The 16293-nt window shown below is 70.8% G+C and carries 14 protein-coding genes and 1 pseudogene; 7 read left to right on the forward strand and 8 right to left on the reverse strand.

Annotated features, from left to right (window positions below; translation table 11 throughout):
• Positions 1–3 precede the first annotated feature (3 nt).
• From phnE to HYN04_RS01460, 3 genes are all read left to right on the forward strand, one after another.
• Positions 4–807, forward strand: a complete 804-nt coding sequence (gene phnE / locus HYN04_RS01450) for a phosphonate ABC transporter, permease protein PhnE (RefSeq protein WP_110449116.1) — start codon at positions 4–6, stop codon at positions 805–807.
• 60 nt (positions 808–867) lie between these two features.
• The gene (locus HYN04_RS01455; protein ID WP_110449117.1) at positions 868–2112 is read left to right on the forward strand and encodes a porin; all 1245 of its coding nucleotides are present in this window, start codon (positions 868–870) and stop codon (positions 2110–2112) included.
• Between the two features lie 337 nt (positions 2113–2449).
• Positions 2450–3511, forward strand: coding sequence for a substrate-binding domain-containing protein (locus HYN04_RS01460; protein ID WP_422385656.1), 1062 nt, complete (start codon positions 2450–2452; stop codon positions 3509–3511).
• 79 nt (positions 3512–3590) lie between these two features.
• Here HYN04_RS01460 and HYN04_RS01465 read toward each other — a convergent pair whose 3' ends face one another.
• From HYN04_RS01465 to HYN04_RS01470, 3 genes and pseudogenes are all read right to left on the reverse strand, one after another.
• Entirely contained in the window at positions 3591–4685 is a 1095-nt protein-coding gene (locus HYN04_RS01465) for a glycosyltransferase family 4 protein (protein ID WP_199286006.1), read from the reverse strand.
• A 159-nt stretch (positions 4686–4844) separates the two neighbouring features.
• Positions 4845–4991, reverse strand: a pseudogene (locus HYN04_RS13565) (hypothetical protein); the annotation flags it as partial.
• Between the two features lie 47 nt (positions 4992–5038).
• The gene (locus HYN04_RS01470) at positions 5039–5851 is read right to left on the reverse strand and encodes a UDP-2,3-diacylglucosamine diphosphatase (protein ID WP_110449119.1); all 813 of its coding nucleotides are present in this window, start codon (positions 5849–5851) and stop codon (positions 5039–5041) included.
• 114 nt (positions 5852–5965) lie between these two features.
• Between HYN04_RS01470 and HYN04_RS01475 the strand changes: the two genes are divergently transcribed.
• Entirely contained in the window at positions 5966–6592 is a 627-nt protein-coding gene (locus HYN04_RS01475) for a TetR/AcrR family transcriptional regulator (protein ID WP_110449120.1), read from the forward strand.
• On the opposite strand, the gene HYN04_RS01480 is transcribed toward HYN04_RS01475, so the two are convergent.
• Entirely contained in the window at positions 6589–8352 is a 1764-nt protein-coding gene (locus HYN04_RS01480; protein WP_110449121.1) for a DUF885 domain-containing protein, read from the reverse strand. The genes HYN04_RS01475 and HYN04_RS01480 overlap by 4 nt on opposite strands.
• Positions 8353–8452: 100 nt before the next feature.
• Between HYN04_RS01480 and HYN04_RS01485 the strand changes: the two genes are divergently transcribed.
• From HYN04_RS01485 to HYN04_RS01495, 3 genes are read left to right on the forward strand one after another with little or no spacing between them, the layout of a single operon-like run.
• Positions 8453–9871: an amino acid permease gene (locus HYN04_RS01485; protein ID WP_110449122.1), complete on the forward strand. Its 1419-nt coding sequence runs from the start codon at positions 8453–8455 to the stop codon at positions 9869–9871.
• A 40-nt stretch (positions 9872–9911) separates the two neighbouring features.
• Positions 9912–11129, forward strand: a complete 1218-nt coding sequence (locus HYN04_RS01490) for a pyridoxal phosphate-dependent decarboxylase family protein (protein ID WP_110449123.1) — start codon at positions 9912–9914, stop codon at positions 11127–11129.
• Positions 11107–11784: an HAD family hydrolase gene (locus tag HYN04_RS01495; RefSeq protein ID WP_199285978.1), complete on the forward strand. Its 678-nt coding sequence runs from the start codon at positions 11107–11109 to the stop codon at positions 11782–11784. The genes HYN04_RS01490 and HYN04_RS01495 overlap by 23 nt, the downstream gene beginning before the upstream one ends.
• On the opposite strand, the gene HYN04_RS01500 is transcribed toward HYN04_RS01495, so the two are convergent.
• The 4 genes from HYN04_RS01500 to HYN04_RS01515 are packed head-to-tail and all read right to left on the reverse strand — an operon-like array spanning position 11781 to position 16274.
• Positions 11781–12554 carry an ABC transporter ATP-binding protein gene (locus HYN04_RS01500; RefSeq protein ID WP_110449124.1) on the reverse strand — a complete coding sequence of 258 codons (774 nt, stop codon included), beginning with the start codon at positions 12552–12554 and terminating at the stop codon, positions 11781–11783. The two genes, HYN04_RS01495 and HYN04_RS01500, sit on opposite strands and share 4 nt — an antisense overlap.
• Positions 12551–13525, reverse strand: coding sequence for a FecCD family ABC transporter permease (locus HYN04_RS01505; RefSeq protein ID WP_110449125.1), 975 nt, complete (start codon positions 13523–13525; stop codon positions 12551–12553). Before HYN04_RS01505 ends, HYN04_RS01500 begins: the two co-directional genes overlap by 4 nt.
• Positions 13522–14361 carry an ABC transporter substrate-binding protein gene (locus HYN04_RS01510; RefSeq protein ID WP_110451239.1) on the reverse strand — a complete coding sequence of 280 codons (840 nt, stop codon included), beginning with the start codon at positions 14359–14361 and terminating at the stop codon, positions 13522–13524. The genes HYN04_RS01505 and HYN04_RS01510 overlap by 4 nt, the downstream gene beginning before the upstream one ends.
• Before the next feature lie 20 nt (positions 14362–14381).
• Positions 14382–16274, reverse strand: coding sequence for a TonB-dependent receptor plug domain-containing protein (locus HYN04_RS01515; RefSeq protein WP_110449126.1), 1893 nt, complete (start codon positions 16272–16274; stop codon positions 14382–14384).
• Between the last annotated feature and the right edge of the window lie 19 nt (positions 16275–16293).

Genomic DNA, 16293 nt, shown 5'->3' on the forward strand with positions numbered 1-16293 from the left:
TCCATGACCCAGACCGCGCAGGCCGTCCTCGCCCCGCCTTCCAAGCCCTTTGGACAGAGGGTGTTCGACATCGTCCTCTGGGGCGGGATCATCGTCCTCCTGATCGCCTCCTTCGGACCGGCGGAGATTTCCAAGTTCCCGCTCCTGTTCTCGAACTCCGAGAACATGCGCCAGTTCGCCTCCGGCTTCCTGAACCCCGACTTCTCCAACTGGCGCGACCTGGTCGAGAAGATGTGGCTGACCGTCCAGATGGCCATCTGGGGGACCTGCCTGGCCATCCTGTTCGCGGTGCCCCTGGGCCTGCTGGGCGCCCGGAACGTCACGCCGGCCTTCATCCAGTTGCCTGTCCGCCGGATGATGGACCTGATCCGCTCGGTGCCGGACCTCGTCATCGGCACCGCCTTCCTCGTGGCGGTGGGCCTGGGTCCCTTCGCCGGGGTCATGGCCCTGGCCCTCAACACTGGCGGCGTCCTGGCCAAGCTCTTCGCCGAGGCCGTCGAAGCCATCGACCGCGGTCCTGTCGAGGGCGTGCGGGCGACGGGCGCCGCCCGGCTTCAGGAAATCGTCTGGGGCGTCATTCCCCAGGTGGCGCCCCTGTGGACCTCCTACGCCCTCTACCGGTTCGAATCGAACAGCCGCAGCGCCACCGTGCTGGGCCTGATCGGCGCGGGCGGCATCGGCCAGATCCTTTTCGACAGCATGAACAGCTTCAACTACTCGCTGACGGCCGCCATATCGATCGTCATCGTTGCAGCCGTCACCCTGATCGACCTGCTCAGCCAGACCATCCGGGCGCGCCTCCTCTGAAGGGGGCCCCTTGGCGCGCAGTCCAGGTCATCGGACCTTGAAACTGGAGAAGGCCGGGAGTTGAAGCTGACAATCTCCCGGGTTCTCGGCCTTGCAGTCGCCGGCGTCATCCTCCTGGGTCCGTCCACCGGGATGGCCTCGAATGTCGCCCCTGGCGCCCCCGAAGTGCGGCTCAAGGGCCGACTGCTCGTGGATGGCGTCTGGCAGACGGCCTCATCGGCTGGGCCGGAGGACGACGATCACCTCGGCCTCATCCGTGTACGGCAGGCCTTCCTGGGGCTGGATGCAAAGTTCAATGATCGCCTGTCCCTGAGGTTCGAGGGCGGCGCCGCCAACAATGACGCCTTCGTCTGGGATGAGGCGGCGCTCGAGTACCGCCACTCTCCCGGGGTCCTGGTCACGGTGGGCAATCTCAAGGCCGCCGCACTCGAGAACCTCACATCGACCCGGTCGATCGCCTTTCTGGAGCGTGGTCCCTTCGGCGATCTCATCACCGACCCCTTCCTCGCGTCTGTCCAGGTGCGGGCGAACCGGGGTCCGCTGGCGGCGACCTTCGCGATCCAGGGTGAGAGCTTCAACAACCTCGGCCTGGACTTTGGCGGTGGTCCTTCGCCAGGAGCGACTGACAGGCTTGGGGCCACACTCCGGCTGGCCGGCGCGACGCCCACTGGGGACACGCGACGCCTTCATGTCGGGGCCTGGGCGCGTGTGCGGGACTTTGGAGGCGGCGCCGCCCGCGCCTACGCCGCCCGCCCGGGGACCTCTGCGGGAAGGGCAGGAGATTGGTTGGGAACGGGTCCCCTGGCGGACCGCGATTTCACCGTCGGGATCGAAGGGGCCTATCTGGCGGACAGGTTCTGGGTCCAGGGCGAAGCCGGGTACCTTAAGGCCGGCCGGGGAGGCTCCGCGCCTTCCGGAGCAGATCCCTGGATCCTTGCGGGCTATGTCTATGCGGGATGGAGCGTATCCGGCGAGCCGCGCGGCTACGATTCTGCTCGCGCCCTCGTCACCGCTCCGAGGATCAGCAACCCCCTTTCCAGGGGCGGCGCGGGCGCCGTCGACCTCCTTGTGCGCTACGACTTCGCTGACCTGACGGAGGTGGGTCGATCAGCGACAGGCGCAGAGGCGCTCGGGGCTGCTGGAAAGGCTGGGGTATACCAGGGGCTCACGCTCGGCGCGGTCTGGCGTCCGGAGCCCGGCTATCGGCTCCTCCTGAACCTTTCACAGGCGAGGGTGGTGAATGCGCCCCGCCAAGCTGACATCACCCTCCGCCTCCTCCAGATTCGCGCCCAGTACGATTTCTGAAGGCGGGTTTCAGCAAACTGTCATGTCGGCGAGGCAAGGTTGTCATTGGCGCAGGCGACGGGTGCGAGCGAAGGTTCAGCGCACGCTCAAGAGCCCAAACCGGGCGCTGAGTCTTTCGGAAGACCGGCGGCGTCCATTGGACGCCGCCGATTCTGCAGGGATCGGTGTTCTGGTGTGGCGTGTCCGGCGACGGAAGCGTGGTGAAGCCCCTCGCGACCGGCTAAAGGGAGTCTGAGCCCAGGCTCGCGACCCGTCGGGCCATGCCCTCAGCTTCGGATCCGGTCCAAACCCCTCGGGGACGTCTGGATCCGAGGTGAGCCGAAACAGGAGATTTTGAGTGAAGACGCCTCTTCCGATCAGGACCCTCGCCGCCGTCGCCGCAGGCGTCGGGCTGGCCGCCGGCCTCGGCGCCGCCCCCGCCCACGCGGCCCGCGACTATGTCTGGGCCGCCGGCTCCTCCACGGTTTTCCCCTTCGCCACCCGGGTGTCCGAACAGTTCGCCCGCAAGACCGGGATGAAGGCGCCCAAGGTCGAGAGCCTCGGCACTGGCGGCGGCATCAAGCTCTTCTGCTCCGGCGTGGGCGACGGCTTTCCCGACATCGCCACGGCCTCCCGCCGGATGAAGCGCTCCGAGTTCGACGCCTGCGCCGCCAAGGGCGTGAAGGACATCATCGAGTTGAAGATCGGCTTCGACGGCATCGTCGTCGCCGTGGACAAGCGGGCGCCCGACTACGCCTTCACGACCTCCGCCCTCTATCTCGGCCTCGCCGCCAAGGTGCTGCGTTACGGCCAGTACCAGGCGAATCCCTACAAGACCTGGCCCGAGGTCGGCGCCGGTCTGCCCAAGGGGCGGATCCAGGTCTACGGCCCGCCGCCGTCGTCTGGCACCCGCGACGCCTTCGTCGAGCTGGCCATCGAGGCCGGCGCCCTGAAGTATCCGGTGAACAAGGCCCTGAGGGACAAGGACGAGAAGCGCTTCAAGGAAATGGTCGATCCCCTCCGCAAGGACGGCTGGATCGACTCCGGCGAGAATGACAACGCCATCGTCCAGACCCTCACCAAGACCCCCGGCGCCCTGGGCGTCTTCGGCTGGTCCTTCCTCGAGGAGAACATGGACAAGGTGAAGGGCGCCTCTGTGAACGGCGTGAAGCCCTCGCTGGCCTCCATCTCGGACGGCACCTACCCCCTGGCGCGGTCACTCTTCGTCTACGTGAAGAAGTCGAACCTTGGCGTCACCAAGGGGCTGCGCGAATACATGTCCGAGTTCGTCTCCGACGCCGCCACCGGCAAGGGCGGCTACCTGAAGGATCGCGGCCTGATCCCGCTTCCCGCCGCCCAGCACGAGGCCAACAAGGCCGCCGTGCGCACCCTGACCCCCATGGCCCGACCCGCAGCCTGACCCGCCGCCGTCCGCCATTGGCGCCTGCGCCGCAGACTTCCGGGTCTGCGGCGCTCTTCTTTTTCGGAGACGGCTCCGGTCAGGTCTCTTCGCGCTGGCGGCGAAGCCGGGTCAGGCGACGAAGCCGGCGCCAGAAGCGGGTCTTCTCCGGCTCGGGCCAGGGCTGGAGGTTGCGTACGAAGTCCTCGGCGCAGGCGCGCCAGGAAAAGCCCTCGGCGAAGCGGCGCACCGCGCCCCGATCCAGCTTCAGCGCCTCCAGGCAGGCCTCCCTCAGCCCCTCGGTGGCGGTCAGGGCCAGGACCCCGGCGCCGGAGCCCGGGAGGATGTCGATGGGACCGGGCGCGGGATAGGCGGCGACGGGGGTCCCCGTGGCCATGGCCTCCAGGATGACCAGGCCGAAGGTGTCGGTCAGCGACGGAAAGACGAAGACATCGGCGCCGGCGAAGTGGGCGGCCAGGTCCTCCCCGAACCGCGCCCCGCGGAAGATCGCCCCGGGATACCGGGCCTCGAGCTCCTCGCGCTGGGGTCCGTCCCCGACCACCACCTTGGACCCCGGCAGGTCGAGGGCCAGGAAGGCCTCGATGTTCTTCTCCACGGCCACCCGGCCGACGGAAAGGAAGATCGGGCGCGGCAGGCCCTCGTAGACGTCGGGATCTCCGGACCGGCGCGGGCGGAACTGCTCCGTATCGACCCCCCGGGACCAGGCGGTGATGTTCCGGAACCCATGCTGCTCCAGCTCGTCGCGCATGGTGGGAGTGGCCACCATCAGGCGTCCGGAGGGCTTGTGGAACCAGCGCATGTAGGCGTAGCCGGCCGACAGGGGCAGGGGCAGGCGCGCTGAGACATACTCCGGGAATCGCGTGTGGTAGCTGGTGGTGAAGGGCAGCTTCCACTCCACGCAGATCCGCCGGGCGGCCAGGCCGATGGGCCCCTCGGTGGCGATATGGATGGCCTCGGGCTCGAAGGCCTTGAACCGCTCGCGGACCGGTTCGTAGGCCCCCACGGCGACCTTGATCTCGGGATAGGTGGGCAGGGGGAAGCTGCGGAACTGGTCCGGCGAGATCACATCGACCGTATGGCCCATGGCGCGCATCTCGGCGATCACCCGGGTCAGTGTGCGCACCACGCCGTTGACCTGGGGCTCCCAGGCGTCGGTGGCGATGAGGATCCGCATCGGCCTGCGGCCGTCGATCTCGGTCCGCACGCTCTCGCGCACCCGGCGCATGGACGGCTTGCGCGGCGGCAGGCCCTCGGTCTGGAGGCGGGTCCAGAAGGCGCCCATGAGGGCGTCACGCGTCGGGAAGTGGCGATAGACCGTCCGCTCCCCGACGCCGGCCATCCGGGCGATCTCGGCGAAGTTGGCCTCGTCGAGACGGCCCTCCTCTAGCAGACGCCCGGCGGCGTCGAGGATGCGTGTCTCTGTCTGGGCCTTCTGCTGGCCCCTGGAGAGACTTTCCGGCAGGTTCCTGAGCGTCGACATGGCAGAGCCATTGTCACCAAATCTGACGAAAGGTCAATGGTTTGGACTCAGGCGGCGAGGCCTGATGCAGGCTCGACCAGCCGGGGCGCCAGCTGGCGGCTGGGCTGAAGGCGCACTCGGCTCCAGTCCAGGAGGACCAACTCCCCATCCTCACGCTCGGCCACGGCGGTGCAGCTCTCCACCCAGTCGCCGTCGTTCACGTAGAGGATGTCGTCGAACCGCCGGATCTCGGCCTTGTGGATGTGACCGCAGATCACGCCGTCCACACCCCTCCGGCGGGCCTCCTCGGCGACCGCCTCCTCGTAGTTCTCGATGAACTGGACGGCGTTTTTCACCTTCAGCTTCAGGTAGGCCGAGAGGGACCAGTAGCCAAATCCAAAGCGCCGCCGCCAGCGGTTGAAGACCGTGTTCACCGTCAGGAGCGTCCGGTAGGACCAGTCGCCGACAAAGGCCAGCCAGCGGGCGTGGCGCAGCACCCCGTCGAACTCGTCGCCATGGGTCACCAGGAACCGCCGCCCGTCGGCGGTCTCGTGGATGGCGTCCCGCATGACCAGGACGTCGCCGAACCGGTGACCGATGAAGTCCCGCGCCGCCTCGTCGTGATTGCCGGGGACGTAGATGACCTTCACGCCCTTGCGGGCCAGCCTCAGGATCTTCTGGACCACGTCGTTGTGCGCCTGGGGCCAGTACCAGCCATTGCGCAGCTTCCAGCCGTCGATGATGTCGCCGACCAGGTAGAGGGTGTCGAACTCCGCCGTCTTGATGAAGTCGAGCAGGAGTTCCGCCTGGCACCCCTTGGTGCCCAGGTGTACGTCGGAAATGAAGACTGTCCGGTACCTGTGTTCGCCGTGCGGCATCATCTTGCGCCCCCCGGGTAGCCGTGTGTGACCGCTCGCTAGGCTGATTGCATGTCAGTCGGATGACGTCTGCGAAGACCGTTGCCATCTGGGCCTGCGGGCGACAGAAGCAAAGGCATGAAGCCGCCCGAGTCCGCCGCCCTCACCCTGCGATCCCAGCGGACCCGACAGAGGATCCTGGAACGCGTGGTCGAACTCCTGTCGGAGACCGGCCTGGCCTCAGCGACGCCTGCGGCCATCGCCGCCCGGGCCGGGGTCGCCCGCACCGCCTACCTCTACCATTTCCCGGACCGGTCCGCCCTGCTCGCGGCCCTGGTCCCGCATCTCCAGGAAGGCATGTCGCGCCTGTTCGACGCCGCCGGCCGCCCGCCGCCCGGCGTGGACGCCTCCGACCACGCCATCGACACCTACTGGGCCCTGCTGTTCGAGCCGCCTTTCCTGGCCTTCGCCGAGTTGAGGTCAGCGGCCCGCGCCGACGGTGAAGTCGCCACCGCCATCGAGGGTCTCCTGGCGGACTTTGACGCCGGCCGCCTGGGCGGACGCTTCGGCGCCGTCGCCCAGGCCGGAGAGGACCCCCGGTTCCAGACCAGCCGGGACCTGGGCCGTTTCCTGCTGGAAGGGCTCGCCCGGGGCGGCCTGTCCTACGACGCCGACAAGCGCCGCCGCCGGCTCATCGCCGTGGTCAAGCGCGCGGTCCACAGCCTGAACCGGAAGGGCGGGGTCCACGACCTCTGGCCGGGTTAGTTCCGGCGGCGCTCCGCCTCGGTCCATGCCCGGATCCGCGTCTCCAGCCTGTCCAGCGGCAGGGGTCCCGCCAGCAGGACGGCGTCGTGGAACCGTCGGATGTCGAAGCGGTCGCCGAGGTCACGCCGGGCTCCCTCGCGCAGGGCGACGATCCGCATCTCCCCGATCTTGTAGGCCAGGGCCTGGCCGGGCCAGGACACGTATCGCGCCAGCTCCACGTCGATGTTGAGGGGCGAAAGCGCGCTGTTCTGGGTGAAGCAGGCGCGGGCCTTATCCAGGCTCCATCCTTTCCAGTGGATTCCCGTGTCGGCCACGAGCCTGCAGGCGCGCCACATTTCGTAGGACAGGCGGCCGAACCGCTCCCAGGGGTCACGGTAGATCCCCATCTCCCCGCCCAGCTTTTCGGCATAGAGGCCCCAGCCTTCAGTAAAGGCGGTGACGTCGGCGTTGCGCCGGAACTCCGGGACGCCGGGCGCCTCCTCGGCCAGGGCGATCTGCAGGTGATGGCCCGGGACCGCCTCATGAAGGGTCAGGGCGGGCAGTTCGTAGAGGGGGCGCTGGTCAAGGTGCGAGGTGTTGACCATGTAGCCGCCGGACACCCCCCGGGCGGCCGAGCCGCCGAAGTAGCGCCCGGTGGTGTAGGTCGCCTCGATGTCCGCCGGCACCGGGCGGACGCCGTAGGTCAGCCTCGGCAGGGTGGCGAACCAGGCCGGCAGTTCATTGTCGATCCGCTTGGCGATCCGCGAGGCCTTCTCCAGCAATTCCTCCCGGCTTTGGGCGTAGAAGCGCGCGTCGGTGCGCAGCATGGCGAGGAAGGCCGGGAAGTCGCCCTTGAAGCCGGTCTCGGCCATCACCCCTTCCATCTCGCGGCGGATCCGGGCCACCTCGTCCAGGCCGATCTGGTGGATCTGGTCCGGCGTCAGGCTTGTGGTGGTGTGGTCGGCGACCAGCCAGCGGTAGTAGGCCTCGCCCCCCGGAAGGCTCCGGGCGGCCAGGCTCTTGCGGGCGGCGGGCAGGTACTCGGACTCGAGGAAGTCGACGTACCGGCGGCGGGCGGGCTGGACGCCCTCGCGCACGGCGACCTGGGCTTCCTTGAGGAGGGAGGTCCGCACGGGCTCCGGCATCGTGGTGGGCAGCCGTGACAGGGGCGTAAGGAGAGGATCGCCTTCCAGCGGCAGGTTCGCCATCCGGCGCGCCCGCTCCAGGACCTGGAGGACCGTGGACCGGGGCTGGGTGAATCCCGCCTTCACCCCCCGCCGCGCATTGGCGATGTGGGCGTCGTACCAGGTAGGCGCAGCCTTCAGGCGGGCGATCCACGCCCGTGCGTCGGCCTCCGAGCGTATGGGCAGGCCGCCGGCCACATAGCCGAGGGTCTGGTCGAAGCCCCCGTCCGAGCTGAAGGGCATGCGCGCCTCGTCGAAGCCCAGGCTGTCCAGCCGGCGGGAGAGGGTCCAGTCGAGGAAGTCGCGGTTGAGGGCGTCCTCGACCGCCAGGCCCGCCGCCGGCAGGCGCGCCAGCCGGTCCCGGAACGCAGACAGGGCCGCCTTGCGCCGGGCGTCGGCCGCAGGGCTCGGGTCGGGCAGGCGGGCCAGGGCCTCCCGGTCGCCCCGGCGACCGGCCTCGAAGGGATCATCACCCAGGGACCAGGCCTCATAGTCGGCGATCAGGGCGTCCAGGGCGGGCGAAGCCGCCCTGGCCGGACCCGCCATGGGGGCCAGGAGGAGCAGCCAGGCGCAGGTCAGTCCCCAAAGCGTCCTCATCCTGCAAGCCCTCCGCCGGCATTGTCCCGGCGTCCTTCCTACGCCCCTTGCCCGGGCGCGCCAATGCGGGCCATGGTTCGGCCGAGGGGGAGGGTTTTCCATGAGCTTCATCACGCGCCGCAGGGCCGTCGACCAGCGCCCGGCGGCCCAGGGCGACCACGAGCTTGCGCCGACCCTGCGCTGGCCGCACCTGGTCGCACTGGGGGTCGGCGCCATCGTCGGCACCGGCATCTACACCCTGACCGGCGTGGGCGCGGGCCTTGCGGGCCCGGGGGTCATCCTGTCCTTCGCCATCGCCGGCGTCGTCTGCATGCTGGCCGCCCTCTGTTATGCCGAGATGGCCTCCCTCATGCCCCATGCGGGCAGCGCCTATTCCTACTCCTACGCGGGCATGGGCGAGTTGGTCGCCTGGGTGATCGGCTGGAGCCTCATCCTCGAATACACCGTGGTCTGTTCCGCCGTGGCCGTGGGCTGGTCCGGCTACGCCCAGGGCTTTCTGGAGGCCCGCGGCCTTGTCCTGCCGCCCGGCCTGGCCAGCGGCCTCCTGACCGGCGAGGCGGGCGGCTTCATCAACCTGCCCGCCGTGCTGATCACCCTGGCCGTCGCCGGGGTCCTCCTCATCGGCGTGCGCGAGAGCGCCAACGCCAACATCGCCCTGGTGGTCCTGAAGCTGGCGGCCCTCGCCGCCTTTGTCGTCCTCACCCTGCCGGCCTTCGATCCGGCCCGGTTCAGCCCCTTCCTGCCCTTCGGCTTCGCCGCCCATACCGGACCCGATGGCGCGCCCCAGGGCGTCATGGCCGCCGCCGCCCTGATCTTCTTCGCCTTCTATGGCTTCGACGCCATCTCGACCGCCGCCGAGGAGGCCAAGAACCCTGGCCGGGACCTGACCCTGGGCATCATCGGCTCCATGGTCGCCTGCGCGGTGATCTACATGGCCGTGGCCGCTGCGGCCCTCGGCGCCTCGCCCTGGCAGGCCTTCTCGAAGAGCGACGAGCCCTTGGCCTTCATCCTTCGGTCGGGCGGGCATGAGCTGGCCGCCGTCCTGATCGCCGCCGCCGCCGTCATCGCCCTGCCCACCGTCATCATGGCCTTCATGTTCGGCCAGAGCCGGGTCTTCTTCGCCATGGCCCGGGACGGCCTCCTGCCCCGCGGCCTCGCCCGGGTCAGCCCCCGCGGCGCGCCAGTGCGGGTGACCCTGTTCACCGCAATCCTCGCCTCGGTCATCGCCGGCGCCGCGCCCCTCAAGCTGATCGCCGAGCTCGCCAACGCCGGCACACTGGCCGCCTTCGTCGCCACCGCCCTGTCCATGATGATCCTGCGGATGCAGCGCCCCGACCTGCCCCGGCCCTTCCGCACGCCGCTCTGGTGGATCGTCGGGCCCCTGGCCGCCGCGGGCTGCCTCTACCTCTTCTGGAGCCTGCCCGCCCTGACCCGCTGGCTCTTCCTGGGCTGGAACCTGGTGGGCCTGGCCGTCTACCTGGCCTGGAGCCGCCGGCACAGCGTGCTGGCGGGAAACTAGGGCCGCCGAACAAGGGCGTTGCCGCAGGAGCAGGACCCGGATGTCGTCGGACCCGAGTTTCGAATTGAACTCCGAAGGGCTGTTTCGGGCCCTGGAGTTGCTTGAAGGGCGGGGCGCTTCACGGGGCGCCTCCACCAGCTTGCCGAAGTCATTACCCCATGTGGGAATCGGCGAGAGGGAAGCCCTGGAGCGGCTTGCCCCAGGGGTTCTCGGCCGTGCGACCTATCTCGATGCAGGCCATGCGATGGCGCACATGGATCCGCCGACGCCATGGATCACCTGGGCCGTGGCGCTCTGGAGCGCCCGTCTCAATCAGAACCTGCTGCATCCTGCGACCGCCCCGTTTGCCAGGGAAGCCGAAGCGTGCGTCGTCGAATGGTTGGCGCCATTCTTCGGAATGAACGGCGGCCACATGACCGCCGGATCGAGCCTCGCCAATCTGACGGCCTTGTGGGCGGCGCGGGACCTGCGGGGCGTCAGGAAGGTGGTCGCCTCGTCGGCTTCCCACCTCAGCGTCCGCAAGGCTGCCCGGATCCTGGGTCTCGAATACGTAGAAGCGGCTGTTGATCCGCGCCACCGACTGGATCCGGCCACCCTGCCAGGTGACCTCTCCGACGCCTGCCTTGTCCTTACCGCCGGGACCACAAGCGTTGGGGCCGTGGATCCCCTGGCCGGTATCGACCGGGCCGGCTGGACGCATGTTGATGCGGCTTGGGCGGGCCCGCTGGCCCTGTCCGGTCGATACCGGAATCGTCTTTCCGGCGTCGACCAGGCCGACTCTGTCGCCGTGTCGGCGCACAAGTGGCTGTTTCAGCCGAAGGAGTCCGCGCTCGTCCTGTTCCGGGACACGGAAGCGGCCCACCACACCCTGGGCTTCGGTGGCGCCTACCTTGCGGCGCCGAATATTGGCGTCCAGGGGTCGCACGGCGCGGCGGGAACCTTGCTGCTGGCGACTCTTCTGGCGTGGGGACGCGAGGGCATGGCCGCGCGGATCGAACACTGCATGGACAACGCCAGTCGGCTGCAGGCCTTCATCAGCGCCCACCCAGGCCTTGAAGGCTTTCCGGATGGTGGAACGGGCGTGATCGTCTTCCGGCCCGCGTCCCGGAAAGTCGAGGCCTTCTCCGCCGCGCTTCCCCAAGGCCTTGCATCCCCGGCGAACCTCAACGGCGAGGCCTGGCTGAGATGCGTTGCCGCCAACCCCAACGCCGACATGGAAGGGATCCTGGCGGCGATTGACGAAGCGGGCCGGCGATGAGGGCGTCTTCGCCCAACACCAGGACAGGGTCGGCGATCCGGCCAGCCAGGGTCAGGTCGTGATGAAGATCCTGATGGTCGATGTCGACGGGGTCCTGGTGCGCTCGCATCCCGTGGGCTGGGCCAGGGACCTTGAGGCGGACCTGGGCCTTTCGCCTGCCGTCCTCCACGCCGAGTTCTTCGAGGTTCACTGGGCGGAGATCGCGGTCGGCAGGGCGAGCCTGCCCGCCCGCCTCGGCCCGGTTCTCGAACGGTGCGCGCCCCATCTGACCGCCCGCGAATTGATGGACTACTGGTTCCAGCACGATGCGGACCTGGACGCGGCCTTCCTCGCCCAGCTCGAGCCGCTCCGGAATACGGGGGTCGACCTCCACCTCGCCACCAACCAGGAGCACGAGCGCGCCGCCTTCCTCTGGAAGACCCTCGGCCTGCAGGACCATTTCACCGCCATGCACTATTCGGCGGATGTCGGCTGGGCCAAGCCCGATCCGGGCTTCTTCACCACGGTCGCCGCCCGGACGGCCCATGCGCCCGCAGACCTGACCCTGGTGGATGACCGGCCGGACAATGTCGCCGCCGCGCGCCAGGCCGGGTGGGGCGGCCTGCACTGGGACGGAGACCGGACCCTGGCGGACCTGCTGGCGGCGGGGGGCTAGGCCCGGCCGAGGATGTCGACGGTCACGCCCTCCGGTCCCCGCCGCAGGGCTGTGCGGACCCCGAAGGCGCGGGCCAGCACGTCGGGGACCAGGGCGACTTCCGGCGGTCCGTCTGCGAGGAGCTTGGCTCCCCCCAGCACCAGGATCCGGTCGGCGATCCGGGCCGCCAGGGTCAGGTCGTGCAGGGTCAGGACGACGCCGCAGCCTGCCCTCGCCCGCCGCACCAGGGTCGCGGCCGCGTCGATCTGGCAGCCGGGGTCGAGGCCCGCCAGGGGCTCGTCGGCCAGCAGCCAGTCGGGCTCTCCCGCCAGCACCCGGGCGATCATCACCCGGGCGCGCTCGCCGCCGGACAGGGTGGAGGCGTCCCGGTCCGCGAGGTCGGCGGCGCCGGCGTCGGCGAGGGCCGCCTCGATGATCCGGGCGTCCTCAGCCGACAGCCCCCGGGCGCCGATGTGCGGTACGCGGCCCAGGCCGACCAGGATCCGCACCTCCAGGGGCCAGGCGATCTCGGGCGTCTGGGGCAGGAAGCCGATCCGCCGGGCCCGGGCGGCGGGGGCGAGGGCGGCCAGGTCCGCGCCGTCCAGGAGGACCCTGCCGGAAGCGGGCCTGAGCAGGCCGCAGAGGCCGGCCAGGAGGGTGGACTTGCCCGCGCCGTTTGGGCCGAGGAGGACAGTGACCTCTCCCCGGTTCAGGGACAGGTCCAGCCCGGCCAGGATCTCCCGCCGGCCGCGCTCGAGGGTCAGTCCCTGGGCTTCCAGAACACCGCTCATCCCAGCCTCCGCCGCAGGGACAGGAGGAGGAAGAGGAAGAACGGGCCTCCCAGGCAGGCCATGGCCACGCCCAGCCGGACCTCTGCGGTGGAGGGGATGATCCGGACCGCCAGGTCCCCCGCCAGCACCACAGCCGCCCCGCCGAGGGCCGAGGGCCAGAGCAGGCCTGAGGGGCGGGCGCCCACCAGGTGGCGGAGCAGGTGGGGGGTGACGAGGCCCGCAAACCCGATCACCCCGGCCACCGCCACCCCGGCGCCGACCGCCAGGGCCGTCCCGGCGGCCAGCAGGACGCGGGTGCGCGACAGGTCGATCCCCAGGCTGGCGGCGCCCGCCTCGCCCAGGGTCAGGGCGTCCAGGGCCCTTCCGGTCAGGGCCAGGAGGACGAGCCCGGCGAGGATGAAGGGCCCGGCGAAGAGAAGGTCCTGGGGGCTGCGGTCGGCCAGGGAGCCCATCAGCCAGTCGATGATCCCGTTCACCGCCCAGGGGGTGGGAGCGAGCGACAGGGCCAGGGCGACGCCGGCGCCGGCGATGGTGTTCAGCACCACGCCCGCCAGCAGGAAGACGGTCATGGAGCTCGCCCCCCCGGAGAGGGCCAGGAGGAGCCCCACTCCCGCCAGGGCCCCGACCATGGCGGCCAGGGGCTGGAGCAGGGGAATGGCCAGGGGCAGCCAGAGGGTCAGGACGGCCCCCAGGGCCGCGCTGGCGGAGACCCCTAGCACCCCCGGATCGGCGAGGGGGTTGCGGGTGAAGCCTTGCAGGGCCGCGCCGGACAGGCCCAGGCCCGCCCCGATCAGCACGGCCAGGACGGTGCGCGGCAGGCGCAGCTGGAGAAGGATCGCCCAGAGGGGGTCCTGGGGGTGCGCCAGCATGTCCCCCAGGGGGAGGGGTGTGCGACCCACGATGAGGCTTGCGACCGACAGGGCCGCAACCAGGGCGATGAGGCCGATGATGACCATGCCCCGCCGGCTCATGCGCGCCGCTCCAGGGCCCGGTCGCGGATGGCGGCCAGCCGGCCCGCCGCCTCGATCAGGGAGGGGCCGCCGCAGAACAGCAGGCGCTCCGGGATCTCGGCGGTCAGGACCCGCTCGCCGAGCCGGTCGAGGGCCGGGTGGCGGGTGATGCGGTCCGGGCGTCCGGCCGGCCCGCCGCCCCCGGCGCGGACGAGGATCTCGGGCGGGGCGGTCAGCAGGGCCTCGACGGGCGCCGGGGTCCAGCCGGTCAGTCCCAGCCGGGCGGCGGCGTTGACGACGCCCAGGCGCCGCAGGAGGTCGTCCGGCAGGGAGCCCGGGCCCGCTGCAAGTCCTCCGGAGAGCAGGACCAGCATCTCCCGTCGCCGCCGTCCGGGCGCGGTCGCCGCCGCGAGGCCCGCCTCGATCCGGCCGGCCAGGGCCTCGCCCCGCGCGGGGCGTCCGACCCGGAGGGCGACCTGGCGAACCTGCGAAAGACTTTCCGCCACCGTGGCCGGAGCCCCGAAGGCGGCGACCTCGACACCCATTCTCTGCAGGGCGCGCCGGGTGGCGAGGGCGGTGTGGGTGCTGGCGAGCACGAGGTCCGGGCGCAGGAGGAGGACCTCCTCGGCGGTCTCGCTGGTCACCGGCAGGTTCGCGGCGACCAGTGCGATGGTCGAGGCCTCCGGGTTCCGGGACAGGCGGCTGATCCCGGCGATCTGGCGGCGGTCCGCCAGGTGAACCAGCAGGGCGTCGAGGCAGGGATTGAGGGAGACGATCCGCCGGGGCGCGGCGGGCGAGGCCCCCAGGCCGGCCGCCGCCGCCAGCCCCGCTGCGGCCTGACGCCGGCTCACCCCCATTGCATCCCGGTTGCCCATGATCAGAACCGCGCCCTCAGGCCCAGGGTCGCGACCCGCCCCGGGGCGCCGTAGCCCCGGACCGTCTCGGGCGATTCATCGGTGACGTCTTCGATCCGTCCGTATACAGAAAATACGGTTCCCAGCGGGAGCTCGGCGCGCAGGCCGACGGTCAGGCGGGACTTCAGGGGCGGGCCGCCCCACAGGTCGCTGAGACTTTCCCCGGCATAGTTCAGGGACAGGCCCAGCCGAAGGTCGCCGGCAAGGGTGCGGCTGACGTCCAGGGAAGCCATGTCCTTCGGGCGCCGCGCCAGGTCCTTGTCGGGGGCGCCGTCCTGGCCCTCCAGGCGCGCCCGGGTGCGGGTGTAACTGGCGTCGAGGTCGAACCCCCCGAGCTTGCCTGAGGCCGCCGCCTCCAGGCCGACGGCCTGGGTCCGGTCCAGGTTGGCGTAGTAGCCGTATCGGCCCCCGGCGCAGTTCGGGTCCCCGCCGCCCGAGCAGGTTGCGAAGTTGATCTGGTCCTCCGTACGCCGCCCGAACAGGGTGAGGGACACCAGGAGGCCCCCGGTCCTGTGTTCGAGGCCCAGGTCCCAGCCGACGGCGGTCTCAGGCTGCAGGCCTGCGTTCCCGTACTCGCTGTAGAGCTGGTAGAGGCTGGGCGCCCGGAAGCCCTGTCCCAGGCTGGCGCGCACGACGGTCGCCCCGCCGCCCGGACGCCAGGCCAGGGCCGCCTGTCCGGACCCATGGCGCCCGAAGGACTCATGCTGTTCGAGGCGCCCCGCCAGGGTCAGGGTCACGTCCGCCATCGGAGTTCCCAGGGCCTGGACGTAGGCGGAGTCGACCCCGGTGGAGCGGCTCAGGGGCTCAGGTTCCGGGTTCCAGGGCGAGGGGGAGGCGATACGCATCCGGCTGCGCTCGCTCTCGGCCCCGACGGTCAGTCGCCAGGCCGGGCTTAAGGTCGCCTCGCCCTGGTACTCCCAGCGCTCCACCCGGCCCTCGGCGCGGAAGGTCAGGTCGGTCACCGCCTGGTCGGGATCGTAGGTGCGCCGCCGGGTGTCGGTGACGGCCAGGCCCAGCCGGTTCTTCATCCGGCCCCCGGCCAGAGGGAAGGTCAGGCCCGCATAGCCCAGGGCCTCCCGGGTCCGACCCCGCTCACGGGTGTCGGCAAAGACGTAGGCCGGGGCGGGATAGCCGTCGAAGGTGTTGCGGGCGTCGGACCAAATGGCGCGGAGGTCCAGTTGCACCGCCTCCGAGAGGTCCGCCGTGATCCGGCCCGAGGCGCCGGTGCGGCGATATCCGTCGCGCTCGGTCCCGCTCCGGGCCGCCGAGACGCCGTCGGTGGAATAGGAGTCCGCCGCCAGCCGCCAGGCCAGGGCGCCGGACCCGCCGCCGACCCCGGCCCGCAGGTAGGCGGTCCCCAGCCCTCCAGCCTCGGCGGCGGCCTCGCCGGAGAACGTCCCCGGCGCCGGCAGGCCGGTTTCCAGGCTGACCACGCCCCCCATGGCCTGGCCGCCCCAGAGGGCCGACTGGACGCCCCGCAGGACCTCGATCCGCCGGATGTCGCCCACCAGCAGGTTGGCCGCATCGTAGGCGCCGCCGATGACCGAAGGATCGTTCAGCCGCACGCCGTCGATGACGAACAGGGTCTGCTCGGCCTCGGCGCCCCGGATCCGCACCGCCGTCACGCCGCCGGGGCCGCCATTGCGAGTCACCCCGACCCCGGGGGTGGTGGCGAGGAGATCGGAGACCACCAGGGCTTGTCGGTCCCGGATCGTCCCTTCGGGGATCACCGTGACGCTGCGACCGCTCTCGGAGGCGGCGACGGGCACGCGGTTGGCGACCACCACCACCGGCTCCACCGGCGTGTCCACCGCGGCGGCCAGGACAGCCGCCCCGGCCAGGCTTGCAAGACTCATCGCGCCCTCCTTCGAGCGA

The sequence above is a fragment of the Phenylobacterium parvum genome, from assembly GCF_003150835.1.
Classification (GTDB): domain Bacteria; phylum Pseudomonadota; class Alphaproteobacteria; order Caulobacterales; family Caulobacteraceae; genus Phenylobacterium; species Phenylobacterium parvum.

Excerpts from the sequence above, each read along its gene's own strand:
- phnE (WP_110449116.1), top strand. The coding sequence starts at position 4 with ATGACCCAGACCGCGCAGGCCGTCCTCGCCCCGCCTTCCAAGCCCTTT.
- HYN04_RS01465 (WP_199286006.1), bottom strand. The coding sequence starts at position 4,685 with ATGCGGATCCTCATCGCCACCGACGCCTGGGAGCCCCAGGTCAACGGC.
- HYN04_RS01505 (WP_110449125.1), bottom strand. The coding sequence starts at position 13,525 with ATGAGCCGGCGGGGCATGGTCATCATCGGCCTCATCGCCCTGGTTGCG.
- HYN04_RS01510 (WP_110451239.1), bottom strand. The coding sequence starts at position 14,361 with ATGGGGGTGAGCCGGCGTCAGGCCGCAGCGGGGCTGGCGGCGGCGGCC.
- HYN04_RS01475 (WP_110449120.1), top strand. The coding sequence starts at position 5,966 with ATGAAGCCGCCCGAGTCCGCCGCCCTCACCCTGCGATCCCAGCGGACC.
- HYN04_RS01485 (WP_110449122.1), top strand. The coding sequence starts at position 8,453 with ATGAGCTTCATCACGCGCCGCAGGGCCGTCGACCAGCGCCCGGCGGCC.
- HYN04_RS01480 (WP_110449121.1), bottom strand. The coding sequence starts at position 8,352 with ATGAGGACGCTTTGGGGACTGACCTGCGCCTGGCTGCTCCTCCTGGCC.
- HYN04_RS01515 (WP_110449126.1), bottom strand. The coding sequence starts at position 16,274 with ATGAGTCTTGCAAGCCTGGCCGGGGCGGCTGTCCTGGCCGCCGCGGTG.
- HYN04_RS01500 (WP_110449124.1), bottom strand. The coding sequence starts at position 12,554 with ATGAGCGGTGTTCTGGAAGCCCAGGGACTGACCCTCGAGCGCGGCCGG.
- HYN04_RS01490 (WP_110449123.1), top strand. The coding sequence starts at position 9,912 with ATGTCGTCGGACCCGAGTTTCGAATTGAACTCCGAAGGGCTGTTTCGG.
- HYN04_RS01470 (WP_110449119.1), bottom strand. The coding sequence starts at position 5,851 with ATGATGCCGCACGGCGAACACAGGTACCGGACAGTCTTCATTTCCGAC.